General features: G+C 66.1%; 12 protein-coding genes. 6 read left to right on the forward strand and 6 right to left on the reverse strand.

The features are described from left to right. Positions 1–116: 116 nt before the first annotated feature. From D7S86_RS24205 to D7S86_RS24225, 4 genes are all read right to left on the reverse strand, one after another. Entirely contained in the window at positions 117–1646 is a 1530-nt protein-coding gene (locus tag D7S86_RS24205; RefSeq protein ID WP_121090230.1) for a methyl-accepting chemotaxis protein, read from the reverse strand. Positions 1647–2182: 536 nt separating this feature from the next. Beyond that, the gene (locus D7S86_RS24215) at positions 2183–2605 is read right to left on the reverse strand and encodes an ExbD/TolR family protein (RefSeq protein ID WP_121090234.1); all 423 of its coding nucleotides are present in this window, start codon (positions 2603–2605) and stop codon (positions 2183–2185) included. 17 nt (positions 2606–2622) lie between these two features. Continuing rightward, on the reverse strand, positions 2623–3396 hold the full coding sequence (locus D7S86_RS24220) for a MotA/TolQ/ExbB proton channel family protein (RefSeq protein ID WP_121090236.1): 774 nt from the start codon (positions 3394–3396) through the stop codon (positions 2623–2625). Positions 3397–3435: 39 nt separating this feature from the next. Next, positions 3436–4236, reverse strand: coding sequence for an energy transducer TonB (locus tag D7S86_RS24225; protein WP_121090237.1), 801 nt, complete (start codon positions 4234–4236; stop codon positions 3436–3438). A gap of 477 nt (positions 4237–4713) precedes the next feature. Between D7S86_RS24225 and D7S86_RS24230 the strand changes: the two genes are divergently transcribed. The 6 genes from D7S86_RS24230 (at position 4714) to D7S86_RS24255 (ending at position 12355) form a co-directional block, all read left to right on the forward strand. After that, positions 4714–5766, forward strand: coding sequence for a sugar phosphate isomerase/epimerase family protein (locus tag D7S86_RS24230; RefSeq protein ID WP_121090239.1), 1053 nt, complete (start codon positions 4714–4716; stop codon positions 5764–5766). A gap of 141 nt (positions 5767–5907) precedes the next feature. After that, a complete protein-coding gene (locus D7S86_RS24235; RefSeq protein WP_121090241.1) occupies positions 5908–7116 on the forward strand; it encodes a Gfo/Idh/MocA family protein in 1209 nt (402 codons plus the stop codon). Between the two features lie 295 nt (positions 7117–7411). Continuing rightward, entirely contained in the window at positions 7412–9034 is a 1623-nt protein-coding gene (locus D7S86_RS24240; RefSeq protein WP_121090380.1) for a sugar ABC transporter ATP-binding protein, read from the forward strand. Beyond that, complete coding sequence (locus tag D7S86_RS24245) at positions 8994–10052, forward strand: ABC transporter permease (protein ID WP_240648386.1); 1059 nt, start codon at positions 8994–8996, stop codon at positions 10050–10052. Before D7S86_RS24240 ends, D7S86_RS24245 begins: the two co-directional genes overlap by 41 nt. 77 nt (positions 10053–10129) lie before the next feature. Continuing rightward, positions 10130–11095: a substrate-binding domain-containing protein gene (locus D7S86_RS24250; protein ID WP_121090245.1), complete on the forward strand. Its 966-nt coding sequence runs from the start codon at positions 10130–10132 to the stop codon at positions 11093–11095. Between the two features lie 180 nt (positions 11096–11275). Continuing rightward, positions 11276–12355 (forward strand): hypothetical protein, encoded by a 1080-nt coding sequence (locus D7S86_RS24255; protein ID WP_147432456.1) that lies wholly within the window; start codon positions 11276–11278, stop codon positions 12353–12355. A 106-nt stretch (positions 12356–12461) separates the two neighbouring features. On the opposite strand, the gene D7S86_RS24260 is transcribed toward D7S86_RS24255, so the two are convergent. Both D7S86_RS24260 and D7S86_RS24265 read right to left on the reverse strand, forming a co-directional pair. Next, the gene (locus D7S86_RS24260; protein WP_240648387.1) at positions 12462–13382 is read right to left on the reverse strand and encodes an aldo/keto reductase; all 921 of its coding nucleotides are present in this window, start codon (positions 13380–13382) and stop codon (positions 12462–12464) included. Between the two features lie 1841 nt (positions 13383–15223). Continuing rightward, positions 15224–15568 carry a hypothetical protein gene (locus D7S86_RS24265; protein ID WP_147432457.1) on the reverse strand — a complete coding sequence of 115 codons (345 nt, stop codon included), beginning with the start codon at positions 15566–15568 and terminating at the stop codon, positions 15224–15226. Between the last annotated feature and the right edge of the window lie 3 nt (positions 15569–15571).

The following is a 15571-nucleotide window of genomic DNA, read 5'->3' on the forward strand; positions in this document are numbered from 1 at the left end:
CGAACTGCCGAACTGCCGAACTGCCGAACTGCCGAACCGCTAGGCGGCCAGGCGGCCAGGCGGCGAAACGGCCAAAAGGCCAAAAGGCCAAAAGGCCAAAAGGCCAAACGCGCGTTCTACATCGAAAACGCCGCTACGGCCTCGCGCAGATCGTTCGCCTGTTCGCTGAGCGAATGCGCGTTCGCGGCGGCTTGTTCGACGAGCGCCGCGTTCTGCTGCGTGACCTCGTCCATCTGATTGACCGCGCGATTGACCTGCTCGATGCCGTTCGACTGCTCGCTCGACGCGGAAGCGATCTCGGCCAGCAGATCGTCGACGCGTTTGACCGAGGCGAGCACGTCGGCCATCGTGCGGCCCGCCGACTCCGCTTGCTCGACGCCCGCATTCACGCGATCGACCGAGCCCGTGATCAGTTCCTTGATTTCCTTCGCCGCGACGGACGAACGCTGTGCGAGCGTGCGGACCTCGCCCGCGACGACCGCGAAGCCGCGGCCTTGCTCGCCGGCGCGCGCCGCTTCGACCGCCGCGTTGAGCGCGAGGATATTCGTCTGGAACGCGATGCCTTCGATGACCCCGATGATCTCGGAGATCTTGCTCGACGAGCGCGCGATTTCACCCATCGTGTCGACCATGGCCCGCACCGAATCGCTGCTGCGCTGCGCGACGCCCGACGTCCCGATCGCGAGCTGGCTGGCTTGCTTCGCGTTGTCGGCGTTCTGGCGCACGGTGCCCGCGAGCTCTTCCATGGACGACGCCGTTTCCTCGAGCGACGCGGCTTGCTGTTCCGTGCGTTGCGAGAGGTCCGTGTTGCCCGCGGCGATTTCGTGCGATGCCGTGTCGATCGTCGACGACGCGGTCTGGATCCGCGAGACGAGCGCGGACAGATTGCCGATCGCGACCGACAAGCCGGTCATGACGCGGCCGACTTCGTCGGACGCATGAGCCTCGACCCGGACCGAGAGCTCGCCGCGCGCGAGCGCGGCGACCGCGCCCTCGGCCGCGGCGAGCGGTCGCGTGATCGAGCGCGCGATGCCGGCCGCGAACACGATGCCGATCGCGACGGCCAGTGCGGTCAGGCCCGCGAGCACCGCGAGTCCGGTCCGGTAGGTCAGGCTCGCATTCGCCGTCGAGACGCGATTGAGCTTGAGTTCATAGTCGACGAGCCCGTCGATCGCGGAGAAATAGGCGCGCTGCGCGGGCAGGATGTCTTCGGTCAATTTGGGCTTGGCCTGGAACAGACGCCCTTCATCGATCAAGGGAATCACGGTCTCGAGTTTGCCGTCGTAGGTCTTGCGCGCCGCTTCGACCGCGTCGAGCAAGGCGCGGCCTTCGGTGCTGACGATCGCCGGGCGTAATGCGGCGAACCGGTCTTCGATTTCCTTGCGGCGCCGGGTGACTTCGGCGACATCGATATCGCCGGTAATCAGCGAATTACGCATGACGATGGCCATTGCGTTGATTTTGTCGCGCGTGGTCTGCAGATCGATAATCTTGACGACACGGTCGTCCGTGACTTCCGAAATATCGCGTTGCAGACGGGACATCATGACGAGCGCGGATGCCGAAACGATCACGAGCAAAACGAGGCAAGTACCGAAACCCGCCGACAGGCGGGTGCCGACTTTGAGATTCGTTAAGAAGTTCATGGCGTGCGTTGGTTATCGATCTACTTTTCAGGACAGATCGGATATCGGCATGCGTTCCGCGAAAATGAAAACGATTATGCGCGAAGGCATTATGTTTTTTAGGGCGGCGGAAGCGTCGAGCGCGAACGGCGCATGACGGCTTTGGGATGGATCAAAAACGGATGCCGATTCGTGATATCCCTGTTCGATATATTGACGTTGAATTCGGGTTTGCGCCGATTGCGAATAACGTGTTGATTGGCGTGCCGGCTATATTTAATGCGGTGCAATATCGCTTGAATGGCGATGCGCGTTATAGGAACGTCAAACGAGACGTTCAACAGATCAATGCGAGATCGATCGGCACGAGAACGGAAGCAGATCGCAGGCGGAAACGGCCAATCGGCGTCAGGCGTGGGGCGGGCGAGGACTGGGCGAGAAGCCGACGATAAGCCGACGAGCCATCGACCAGAAAGAAGCGGGCGAGGCGGGGACGAAAGGCGGGCGGGGGGAAGCGATGCAAGGTCGGACCCGGCGTGCGGCCGGGTCCGAATCGATTACGGCTGGGTCGCGGGCTGCGTCACGAAGCCGATCTTCGACAGACCGTTCGCCTGGATCTCCGACATCAGATCGGCGACCGCCTCGTAGCGGACCGCGCGATCCGCGTACAGATGGATTTCCGGCTGCGGCGCCTGCGACGCGGCCGTCGCGATGGCCGCCTTGACCTGCTCGGGCGTCATCGGCTGCTTGTTCCAGAACACCGTGCCGTCGGCCTGCACGCTGACGTCGATATGCGTGGGCTGGAGATCCTGCGGCTGGCTCGTCGCCTGCGGCAGATTGACCTTGACGGCATGGTTGAGCACCGGAATCGTGACCATGAACACGATGAGCAGCACGAGCATGACGTCGACGAGCGGCGTCATGTTGATTTCGGTCATCAGACCGTCGTCGTCGTCATTCGAGAAACTGGAGGTGGCCATCTCGGATGCCTCGCCGCTTAGTGGACCGCCGCGTGCGTCGCCGCGCGTGACGCGGTGTTCGCATGCGTGCCCGTGTTCTGGCCGAAGCCGAGGTTCGCGGTCACGCTGAAGCTTTCGCTGCTCAGATGGCCGCCCGTGACGAGCAGCGCATGCAGGGCGTGCGCGAAGCGGTTCAGGCGCGTGACGAAGGCCTTGTTGCCGCGGCTCAGCGCGTTGAAGCCGAGCACGGCCGGGATCGCGACGAACAGACCGAACGCGGTCATGATCAGCGCTTCGCCGACGGGACCCGCGACGTGTTCGAGCGAGGCCTGGCCGCTCGCGCCGATCGACAGCAGCGCGTGGTAAATCCCCCAGACCGTGCCGAACAGCCCGACGAACGGCGCGACGCTGCCGATCGACCCGAGCACGGCGAGGCCGCCTTGCAGGCGCACGATCGTGTCGTCGATCGAGTTCTTGAGCGCGCGCGTGATCCACTCGCTGATGTCGAGCCGGTCGCGCAGTTGCGGCGCGCTGGCCGCGTGATGCGCGGCGGCTTCGTGACCGCTCGCGGCGAGCGCCGCATACGGATTGCGCGCGACGCTGTTCAGGGCCTGCAGGCCGCTCGCGTAGTCCGATGCGTTCCAGAACTGCGCTTCCGTGCGTTGCGTGATGCGTTGCACGCGCCAGAGCTGCGTGAGCTTGAGCACGATCACGGTCCACGAAATGATCGACATCGCGGCCAGCACGACGCCGATAGCGTGCGTGACGAAGTCACCCTCTGCCCAGACGTGGGCGATTCCATACGATTGCATCGGTACTCCAGAGATCCAGGAAAGTGAAATGGGAGGTGATCAGCCTTGCAGCCGGAACGCGAACGGCAGCAGCGCGGTCGCCGAGACCGGCGTGCCGTTCTCGAGATACGGCTGGCATGAGCGTTCGCGCGCAGCCTGCAGGGCGGCGTCATCGAGGCGCTCGAAACCGCTGCTCGTGCGGATCGTCGCCGCGCGCACGACGCCCTGCGTGTCGACCGTGATCGCGACGACGACCGTGCCGGTTTCGCCGCGGCGTTTCGACAGCACCGGATATTCAGGCGGCTCGCCGTCGCAGGTCAGGTGCGCGACGTTGACGGGCGCGCCGTTCGATGCGTGAGAAGGCGCCGCGCTCGGCGTCGCCTGGGCGGCCGGCGCCGCGGGTGCGGGAGGCGCGGGCGGCGGCGGGGCGGGCGCGGCGGCCGTGTCGGGCGAGGGCGCCTGCGTGGTCATGATCGGGGTCGGCGGCGTGATCGGCTTCGGCACCGGCACATGATGGACGACGGGCTTCGGCTTGGGCTGCTCGACGGGTTTTTCGGGCGGCGCCACAGGCACCGCGACGGGCGCCGGCGGCGCGATCAGCGAGACCGTCAGTTCGCGCTCGGGCACGGGCGGCGGCGGGACATGATCGATCAGCCGCAGGACGAACACGCCGCCGATCACGTGCGCGACGAGCATCGCAGCGGCCGCGGGCGCCCAGCGCCGCACGGCTTGCAGACGCGGCGCGTGGGTGTTCGATTGCAGGCTTGCGAGGATCGTGACCGGCGACGCCGTCGCCAGCGTGGCGCCGGGCGCCGCGGGATCGCGTCGTTCGTAGGTCGGATGGCGTAGCGTCAGGTCCACGATGGTGTTCCGGGCGGCATTCCCGTTTGCGCGGTCCGTCGCGGACGACGGGCCTCGGCAGAGGCGGGAAGGCGGGGTAAGGAGATATGAAAGGATGCCTTAAAAGATGCTCAAATGCAAACCATTCTCATTTCTGAGGTAAGGGTTTTCGCGAGCTTTTGCGAGATGCGACACGTATGTGAATGATATCGGCGCGTCGCGCGCGCCGCAGTGCCGTCATGACGGTATTGCGCGACGTCTCTGCGCGACGTCCCGGCGCGGCGGCAAGCTTTTTGCGAAAATCGCGTCCGCTGCCTGCGATTTTTCGGATCGGCCGATGTCCGGCCGACGACGGGCCGGTGGGGCGGTAAGATCGTCCGCAGCGCGATGGACGCCGGCCGGTCATGCCGTATGACGCATCGCCCGGCGCCGCGCTCATCCCCATAATTTGAGACACCGCGCGCATCGCGCGTCCGTGTCGGAGGAGACGAAGTGGCTTTGAAAACCATGAAGGGCCCCGCGATTTTCCTCGCCCAGTTCGCGGGCGACGAGACCCCGTTCAATTCGCTCGACGCGATCGGCGCGTGGGCGTCGAAGCTCGGCTACAAGGGCGTGCAGATCCCGAGCTGGGACGGACGTCTGTTCGACCTCAAGAAGGCCGCCGAAAGCCAGACCTACGCGGACGAAGTCAAGGGCACGCTCGCCGCGCACGGTGTCGAGATCACCGAGTTGTCGACCCATCTGCAAGGTCAGCTCGTCGCCGTCCATCCGGCGTATGACGAGGCGTTCGACGGCTTCGCGCCCGAGAGCGTGCGCAAGAATCCGCAAGCGCGCCAGCAATGGGCCGTCGAGCAGCTCCACTACGCCGCGAAGGCGAGCCGCCGGCTCGGCTTGCGCGCGCACGCGAGCTTTTCGGGCGCGCTCGCATGGCCGTATCTGTATCCGTGGCCGCAACGGCCGGCCGGCCTCGTCGAAGCCGCGTTCGAAGAACTCGCGAAGCGCTGGAAGCCGATTCTCGATGCGTTCGACGAAGCGGGCGTCGATATCTGCTATGAAATCCATCCGGGCGAAGACCTGCACGACGGCGTGAGCTACGAGATGTTTCTCGAACGCGTCGGCGGCCATCCGCGCGCGCGCCTGCTCTACGATCCGAGCCACTTCGTCCTTCAGCAGCTCGATTACCTCGAATACATCGACATCTATCACGAGCGCATCGGCATCTTCCACGTGAAAGACGCCGAGTTTCGTCCGACGGGCCGCCAGGGCGTCTACGGCGGCTATCAGGGCTGGGTCGATCGCGCGGGCCGGTTCCGTTCGCTCGGCGACGGCCAGGTCGATTTCCGCTCGATCTTCTCGAAGTTCACGCAATACGGGTATGACGGCTGGGCTGTGCTCGAATGGGAGTGCGCGCTCAAGCATCCCGAAGACGGCGCGGCCGAGGGCGCACGCTTTATCGCCGATCACATCATTCGCGTGGCGGAGCGCGCGTTCGACGACTTCGCGGCGTCGGGCGTCGACGACGCGGCCAACCGCCGCATGCTCGGCATCTGATCGATCGGGACCGCGGCGCGTGCGCGGGCTTTGCGCGAGCGCGCCGCGCGCGCATCCCGCGTGCGCTGCGCGCTAACCCCTATTGGCGAGTCAGCGCGCCGAAAGCTAAAACAACGTAATCCCCCTGGGGAAGGAGTCAGCATGACGATTGAATCGGGCGGCACCGTCAAACGCGAGCGCAAGATCCGTCTGGGCATGGTCGGCGGCGGCGAAGGCGCGTTTATCGGCGCGGTTCACCGGATTGCCGCGCGGCTCGACGACGAATATGAATTCGTCGCGGGTGCATTGTCCTCGACGCCCGCCAAGGCCAAGGCCTCGGGCCTCGCGCTGGGTCTCGACGCGGACCGCATCTATACGGACTTCGAAGCGATGGCGAAGGCCGAGAGCCAACGCGACGACGGCATCGAAGCCGTTGCGATCGTGACGCCGAACCATATGCATGCGCCCGCCGCGCAGGCGTTTCTGAAGGCGGGCATCCACGTCATCTGCGACAAGCCGCTGACCACCACGCTCGCCGACGCGAAGAAGCTCAAGCGGCTCGTCGAATCGACGGGCCTCGTGTTCGGCGTCACGCATAACTACACGGGCTATCCGATGGTCCGGCATGCGCGCGAGCTCGTGCAGCGCGGCGTGCTCGGCGATCTGCGCGTGGTGCAGGTTCAGTATGCGCAGGACTGGCTGACCGAGTCGCTCGAAAAGTCGGGGCAGAAGCAGGCCGCGTGGCGCGTCGATCCGAAGCGTTCGGGCGCCGGCGGCTGCATCGGCGACGTCGGTACGCATGCCTTCAATCTCGTGGACTTCATTACGGGCCTCGAAGTCGAGACGCTGCTCGCCGATCTGCACGCTTTCGGACCGGGCCGCACACTCGACGACAACACCCAGATTCTGCTGCGCTACAAGAACGGCGCGCGCGGCATGCTCTGGGCGAGCCAGGTCGCGCCGGGCAACGAGAACAATCTGTCGATCCGCGTGTACGGCAGCAAGGGCGGTCTCGAGTGGCGGCAGGAGGAACCGAATCATCTGCTGTACACGCCGTTCGGCCAGCCGACGCAGATCATCGGACGCGGCACGGGCGCGGCGCTCGCTTCGGCGGCGCGCGTCTCGCGGGTGCCGGCCGGTCATCCGGAGGGCTATCTCGAGGGCTTCGCGAACATTTATACCGAGGTCGCGCGCGCGATTCGCGCGTATCGGAACGAGGGCGCGAAGAAGGGCAAGACCGGTCGCGACAAGCCGGTCAAGCTCGATCCGGCCATTGCGTTTCCGACGATCGACGACGGTCTCAAGGGGGTCGCGTTTATCGAGGCGGCCGTCAAGTCGTCGAGCAAGGGCGGGACGTGGGTCAAGCTCTGAGCGGTGTTCGGAGCGCGATCCGCTGAGGGGCGGTTGAATGGGCCGGCGAATGTGCGCTTGAACTGCTCTCGGGCACGCGCCCGATGACGCGCGCGTTGGACGGTCGCCGCCGTAGCGGGTCGCGGTGTCACGCATGAGGCCGTGTCCCGGACAGGTTCCGGGGCATGTGCCGTGTAGGTCGCGGTAGCGGATACGTAACAGCAATCGGCACGGATCGAATGGGCGGCGCCCGCTCGATCCGAGATGAGCGAGGCGGCACGCATCGCCTCGCCCGGCGGGCATCAGTGGAGACATGATGAGCGACGGCGAGCTTGCGCAGGCCCAGGCGCCCGCGCGCACGGCACTGTTTCGTGCCGAACGCGTGGGTAAATCGTTCGGCCCGGTCACGGTGCTTCGCGAGATCGACCTCGATGTGCGCGCGGGCGAAGTTCACGCGGTGCTTGGCGAGAACGGCGCGGGCAAGTCGACGCTGATGCGCATCCTCTCGGGGCACTACCGTCCCGATGCGGGCCAGATCTGGCTCGACGGCAAGCCCGTCGCATTTCGCACACCGGTCGAAGCCGAGGCGGCCGGCGTCGTGCTGATTCACCAGGAGATTCTGCTTGCCGACAGCCTGACGGTCTCGCAGAGTCTGTTTCTCGGCCGCGAATTGCGCCGCGGACCCTTGGTCGACGACCGGCGCATGCGCGCGATCGCGACGGCGCGTCTGGCCGAGCTCGGCTGCCGCGCGTCGCCCGATGCGCGTATCCGCGACCTGCCGATCGCCGACCGCGCGCTCGTGCAGATTGCGCGCGCGCTGCTCGAACCGCATCGCGTCGTCATCTTCGACGAGCCGACCGCGGTCTTCACGCCTCACGAAGCTCATGCGCTGTTCGACATCATCGCGAAGCTCAAGGCCGCGGGCACGGCCGTCGTCTACATCTCGCACCGGCTCCACGAAATCGAGCAGATCGCCGACACGGTCACGGTGCTGCGCGACGGACGCCATGTCGTCACGCGCGCTGCGGCCGGCATGACCCAGCTCGACATGGCGCGCTGGATGGTCGGACGCGATATGTCGACGCTCTATCCGCCGAAGCCGCCGTCGCCGGGCGCCGATGCGCCGGTCGTGCTCGGCGTGCGCGACGCCCGTGTGCCCGGCCATGTCGAGCAGGCCTCGTTCGCGCTGCGCAAGGGCGAGGTGCTGGGTTTCGCGGGCCTGATCGGCGCGGGCCGCACCGAATTGTTCGAAGGGGTGCTCGGGCTGCGGCCCGCGCGTATCGGCGCCGTCGAGATCGATGGCGAGCCGCGCGCGCTCGGCGGCGCGCGCGATGCGTTCGAGGCGGGCGTCGCGTATCTGACCGAGGATCGCAAGGGCAAGGGGCTGCTGCTCAACCAGCCGCTCGTGCCGAATCTGACGCTCGCGGCATTGGCCGATTTCTGCCGGGGTCCCATGCTCGATCGCGCGAAGGAGCAGCGCGGATTCGCGCAGGCGCAGGCGCGCTTCGACATCCGTGCCGGACGCCGCGATTTGCTCGTGCGGCAGTTGTCGGGCGGCAATCAGCAAAAGCTCTTGCTCGCGAAGATGCTGCTCGTCGAACCGTCGATCGTCGTGATCGACGAACCGACGCGCGGCATCGATATCGGTACGAAAAGCCAGATCTATGCGTTTATCGCCGCGCTCGCGGCGAGCGGCAAGGCGTGCGTCGTCATCTCGTCGGAAATGCAGGAGCTCATCGGGCTCTGTCATCGCGTGCTCGTGATGCGCGCGGGCCGCATCGTCGGCGAGGTCGCGGGCGATGCGCTGACCGAGGACCGGATCGTCGTGCTCGCGACCGGCGCGACGCACGCCTCCGTAGCGGCCGCGCATGCCGGTGCCGCTTCCGATGCCGCTTCCGATGCCGCTTCCGACGCCGCTGCTGCCCGGCACCCGACCTGAAGAGTACGAGACGATGACGACACCGACGACCGCCGCCCCCGCCACGCCGCGACGCTGGCGTCCCGACCTCGCGACGCTGGCGCCATTCGTCGCGCTCCTGTTGCTGCTCGGGGTCGGCACGCTCGTGAATCCGAATTTCATGAGCGCCGACAATTTGCTCAATGTCGTCACGCGGTGCGTGTTCGTCGCGCTGATCGGCATCGGCGCGACGTTCGTGATCGGCGCGGGCGGCCTCGACCTGTCCGTCGGATCGATGACCGCCTTCGTCGCGGGCGTCATGATCATGACGATCAACGCGGGCAGCGGCGCACCGGGCATCGCGTCGCTCGCCGTGCCGTTTCTCGTCGCCGTCGCGCTCGCGTCGGCATGCGGGCTCGCGAACGGACTCATCACGACGTTCGGCCGCATCGAGCCGTTCATCGTGACGCTCGGCACGATGGGCGTGTTTCGCGCGCTGATCACGTATCTCGGCGACGGCGGCACGATTTCGATCCATTCGAGCGATCTGCGCGACTTCTATCGGCCCGTGTATTTCGGCAGCGTGCTCGGCGTGCCGATTCCGGTGCTCGTGTTCGTGATTGCCGCACTGGCCGCGTCGCTGCTCATGTATCGGACGCCGTTCGGCCGCCATGTGACCGCGATCGGTTCGAACGAAGAGGTCGCGCGGTATTCGGGCGTGTCGATCTGGCGCGTGCGTACGCTGACCTATGTGATCCAGGGGTTGTGCGTCGGTGTCGCGACGATCATCTACGTGCCGCGCCTGGGCTCGGCGACGCCGACGACCGGGCTGCTCTGGGAGCTTCAGGCGATCACGGCCGTCGTGATCGGGGGCACCGCGTTGCGCGGCGGTTCCGCGCGAATCTGGGGCACCGTGCTCGGCGCGATCATTCTCGAAGTCATCGGCAACATCATGGTGCTGTCGAACCATATCAGCGAGTACCTGATCGGCGCCGTGCAAGGCGCGATCATCATCGTCGCGATGCTCGCGCAGCGCGCGCTGCGCAGCCGGCAGTCGTGACGCGCGGCGTTTGACCGCCGGGGGTCCGCGGTCGCTCGAAAGAGGGGACCCCGCTCACAACTCTCAGCGAGGGGACTATGAACAAACGCTTCAGCAAACGGTTGACCGGCGCCGCGCTCGGCGCGGGCCTGTGTGTCGGGCTCGTGTTGGGCGACGCGCCGGCCGCGTCGGCCCAGACGATGGCGGTCTCGATCCCGGCCGCGGATCACGGCTGGACAGGCGGCGTCGTCTACTTCACGAACCGAGAGGCGGACAATCTGCGCAAGGCGTACCCGAATCTCAAGATCATCGTGAAGACGTCGCCGTCGGGCGCCGAGCAGGCGAGCGCGATCGAGGACATGACGTCGACGCAGAAGATCGATGCGCTCGTCGTGCTGCCGCAGAATTCGGATGAACTGACCTCGACGCTCGCGAACGTCAAAAAGAAGGGGGTGTTCATCACGGTCGTCGATCGCGGCCTCAAGGACCCGACGATTCAGGATCTCTATGTCGCGGGCAACAACCCGGAACTTGGCCGCATCGCGGGCGAGTACTTCAAGAAGAACTTGCCCGAGGGCGATATCGTCGTGCTGCGCGGCATCCCGACCGTCATCGACGATCAGCGCGTGAAGGCGTTCCAGGAAGCGATCAAGGGCACGAAGATCAATGTGCTCGACATGCAGTATGCGAACTGGAATCGCGACGACGGTTTCAAGGTCATGCAGGACTTTCTCGCGAAGCACAAGCATATCGATGCCGTCTGGTGTCAGGACGACGATATCGCGGTCGGCGTGCTCGAAGCGATCAAGCAGGCCAACCGGACGGACATCAAGTTCGTCGTCGGCGGGGCCGGCATGAAGGACATGATCAAGCGCGTCGCCGACGGCGACAAGATGATTCCCGTGGACGTGCTGTATCCGCCCGGCATGGTCGCGACCGCGATGAACATCACGGCGGCGAACCTGACGGCAAAGCTGCCGGTGCGCGGGACCTTCATCATCGGCGCGCCGCTCGTCACGAAGGAGAACGCGAAGGAGTATTACTTCCCCGATTCGCCGTTCTAAGCGCGCGGGGGGACGCACGCGGGATCGAGTCCGTTTCATGCAAGTCGGAAGCATCACGCCGGGCGCAATCTGCCGCGATTGCTGCACGTCGCCGATACGCGGTTATCGCGCATCGGCGACGTGCGTGTCTGAATTCGACTGTCGATCGATGATCGTCGGCCGCGTGCGTGGAGTGTTCCGATGCCAATGGAAGCCGGCTGTTTTGGAGGGGTGTTCGCGGGTTTGTCGAAGGCGTGCTGGCCGTCGTCGCGTCGCGAGGGCGGGAGTCGCAAGGTCGAGGCGGATCCCGTCGCGACAGGAACGGCGATGCGCGAAGATTTCCTTGCGCAGGCGGCTCGTCTCGCGATCGAGCATGGGGCCGTCTCGACGAACGGCGAACGGGTGGTTCAGATGTTCGAGCGGTTTCGCGATGCGCTTCAGTCCGGCGAGGTCATGCCGGATGCCGATTTCGCGGCGCGCGTGATTCGGCCGTTCGTGACCTGGTTGAGCGCGCTGACGCATGTGCCCGACGAAGGCGCCTATGGGCAGGTCGCGCAATGCGCGGGGAGGCTGCTCAAGCATATCGTCGTGCCCGAATCGGGGACGCGGCGCACACTCCAGCAATTTGGCTCGACCGAACAACTCGACGTGCGCGACAGCGCGCCAGAGATCGCGCAGAGCTTCGTCGAATGGACGATTCCGTTGTTGCACCGCTTTGTGACGATTCTCGCGGCGCTCGCGCTCGGCGCGCCTTGCGTCGATTCGATTCCGAAATTGCTCAAGTCGATCGAGCGCCATGAACAACCCGACCGCGGCGATGAGGCCGAGACGCCGTCCGACGCGACTCGGCGCGAGTCTGCCGCCGCATTGCCCGAGCCGCTTGCCGGCGATCGTTGGGAAAGACGGCACACGCTGTTCGAGCCGCGTATGAACACGCGATGGGTGCCGCACAGCCGTGCGAGTTGGCACGCGACGCGCGATGCGATCTCGACGCGAACGCGATCGAGCGCGCCTTCGAGTTTGCACGAGGGCCTGAACATGAGCCTCGCATCCGGTCGGCTGTCGTCGACATTCGACGTCGATTCCATCGGCAGTTGGACGCCGATCAAGCGTTCACAAAGTCTTCAGACGGCGCGATCGATGAGTTTGACGAGTGCGGCCGGGCTTGAGCGGCGGAGCGTGATCCGCGATGGATGGCCGCGCGACGTGGCCATCCATGCTCGTGCCGCTCCGGAGCGGGCCGACGACGACTCGGACGTGCTCGAATCGACACGGCTCTGATGATGGGATCGTGCCGCGCCACGTGCCGATCGGCGTCGGAGCGTGTCGACCGCGGTCGGCGGCCGGTGGAGGACGCGCTTCGGGGTGCGCGTCCGCGGCCGCTCGATCAGCGGACTTCGTGACCGAGCGCGGCCTCGTAGATCGAGAACCATTGCTGAATCGACAAGGTCACGTTCGTGGCGGCAACCGCCTCGTCGAGTACGCTGAGGCGCTGCGAGCCGGTCAGCACGAGGGGTTTGCTCGGGAGTCGCAGAATCCAGGCGTAGACGATCGTCGCCGGGCTGACGCCGAGCGTCTGGGCGAGCACGTCGATCGCCTTGCGGATGCGTGCGGTGCGCGCCGGGTCCGGATCGTTCGGGTCCGATGCGAAGAGTCGCCCGCCGCCGAGCGCCGACCAGATCATCGGCGATGCGCCGAGCGACTGCAATTGATCGAACGTGCCGTCCGTGATCGGGTCGAGCCGCAGTGGAGAGAACTCGACCTGATTCGTGACGAGCCGTATGGCGCTCGACAACGACTGGTATTGCCACGGGCTGAAATTCGACACGCCGAAATGCAGGACTTTGCCTTCGGTGTGGAGCCGATCGAAGGCTTCGGCCACATCGTCGAGATTGAGCAGCGGGTCAGGGCGGTGAATCAGCAGCAGATCGATCCGGTCGGTGCGCAACTCGGTCAACGAGCGCTCGACCGACGACACGATATGCGCGGTGCTCGTGTTGTAGTGCTTGAGCGTGTGCGCGGGACGATTGGACGTCGTCAGCGCGATCCCGCATTTGGTCACGATCTCGATGCGCTCGCGAATCGACGGTTCGAGCGCAAGGGCTTCGCCGAACAACGCTTCGACGGTATAGCCGCCGTAGATGTCGGCATGATCGAACGTCGTCACGCCGCGCTCGATGGCGTGATGGATCCAGGCGAGGCGCTGGGCCGGGCTCATGTTCCATTCGCCGAGACGCCACATGCCGGCGGTGACCCGCGAAAGGGTGGGCCCCTGGGGGGCGATTTCGATGCGGGGACTCTGGCTCAACGGAAGGCTCCGGCCACGATGGGCAATCGGGTTGCAAACGGACCGCGTTCGCATAGGACGTGCGCGTGCGCGAAGCCTGCATTCTACGAGATTCGGTGATGCCTCCGCCACCGCGATCGCAACGTGCAAATGTGTGCCGACGATCGCGCGCATTGTCCCGAATTGATCGTCGCGCAAGCGCGTGACGCCGTATGTGTCACACCGTGTGCGACACCCATGACACCGATTCCTGTCCACTTCCATTGACGACGCATCATGACCCTTCTTTCCTACACGAAGCCTCCGATCGGGCGTGTGATCGAACGCGCGAAGCCGATTTCGATTCGACTGGGCGACACGCGACGGGACCCGTCGAACACCAAACCCGAACTTGTCGTCAGGCTGTATCAACCCGCTGAATCGGCACGGGCGCACGCGCTGTCGGGATGGGGCGCGCAGGCGGGAGCGGCGGCGCGCGATCATGGGGACGCGCGAAGCATCGAGGCGCGACCGACGCCCCGCACCGCACACGACTTTGCACGAAGCCAGGCGGCCACGCAGGGTCAAGGTGCCGCGCACGGGACGGCCCGCAGTCCGGACCACGGCGGCACGCGGGACCCTGCCGCTGTGCGGGGCGGATCGATCGAAGATCGAGGTGAGCGAGGCCGCGCCGCTCGTCATGGCAATCGCGCTGAATCCAATTCGAGCACGCGTCGTTCGGCGTCGCCGTCGACGCCGACCTACGTGGTGCCCGATGCGCCCGAGGCGCCCGAGGCGAACGAGAGCCGGCGCGGCGCCCGGATGCATCGGCGCGATGCGCGGTCCGCGGTCGCCGTGCCGGATGAAGGTGCGTCGGCGACGTCGAGCCCGACATCGAGGCGCTCGCCGTTCCGAGGCATGCTGCGTGCGGTGTCGAATCGATTTTCGGCGCTCCGCCTGCGCTGGACGCGCGAGTGCACGGACCATTCAACGCGGATGCTCGCGGATCCGAATCTGTCGAAGAACGTCGTATTGCTCAGTTATAGGCGCTTTTCGGATCCCGACAATATGGTGCATGACGGCACCGCCGCGCCGCGGCTCGGCGAGATCCCGTATGCGAATCCCACGCGGCGCATTTACGATGTGCCCGGATTGCCCGCCGTCCCGCCGCCCGACTATACCGAGCGCGCGCGGATCGCATCGCAGCGCTTCGCGAAACGTATCGACGTGCCCCGAGCGGGATCGAGTCAGCCCGTCTACGCAACCGTGCATCGTGCCGATCGCGTGCCGAACGCACGCGGCGAGTCATCGGCGAGCGGTGCGCATGATGACGCGGCACGTCGCGCGCAGGAGCGCGCGTCGAGATGGGCGACCGGATCCGCGGACGTGGCCGATCGTTCCGATTCTCCGCCGCCGCTTCCGCCTCGCGCGTTTCGCGATCCGGGCGATACGAGCAGTGTCAGCGATGTCGACGACAGGACGAGCCCTTCGACGTCGGGCTGGAATCGCTACCGCGGGTCGCGGCTCGGGACGGCCCCCGTCGAAACGCTGCCTTTGACGTCGCCTTACTCGCCGATTGCGGCCGTTCCCTCCGAGGCGCGTGATCGTTCGGTCTCGGACGCGCCGCGCGCAGCCTCACAGGCATCCGCTTCGGCGTTTCCGGCTCCGGTGCATCATGCGGCGAGCGCCAAACCGCCGCCGAGGCCGCAGCAAGCCTTCGCCGATACACGCTCGTCTGCATCGTCTTCGTCTCCGGCATCGATCCGTGACGCATCATCGGGGTCGCGTGATCGATCGGTGTCCGATGCTTCGCCCGAGCCGATCGACGAGCCGACTCACCAGCCAATTTACGCGCCGGTGCTCGCCATGTCATCGGAGCCGCTCTACGCATCCTTGACCGGGATTCGATCCGGATCGGCTACGACATCGTCATCGATGTCATCGATGTCGTCGACGTCATCAAAGAGGTCGACGTCATCCAGAACATCGGCGCAGGACGGGGCGCGGTTCGATTGGCTGCCGAGGGAGATCGATCCCGCCGAAGCCCCAGGCCCGCTGCGGATGCGCGGCGCAGCGTCGATCGCCGACGACACGGCGCGGATGGCGGGCGCGTATCGCGTGACGGCGCTTAGGGCGCCGACACCGGGCATGCCGCGGAAACTCGCGGTGGAGAGGCAAAGAAGCGACGCGCCGCAGCCGGTGCGTTCAGAGACGCAGGGGCGTGGCATGGC

Source organism: Pararobbsia silviterrae (assembly GCF_003628125.1).
Classification (GTDB): Bacteria; Pseudomonadota; Gammaproteobacteria; order Burkholderiales; family Burkholderiaceae; genus Pararobbsia; species Pararobbsia silviterrae.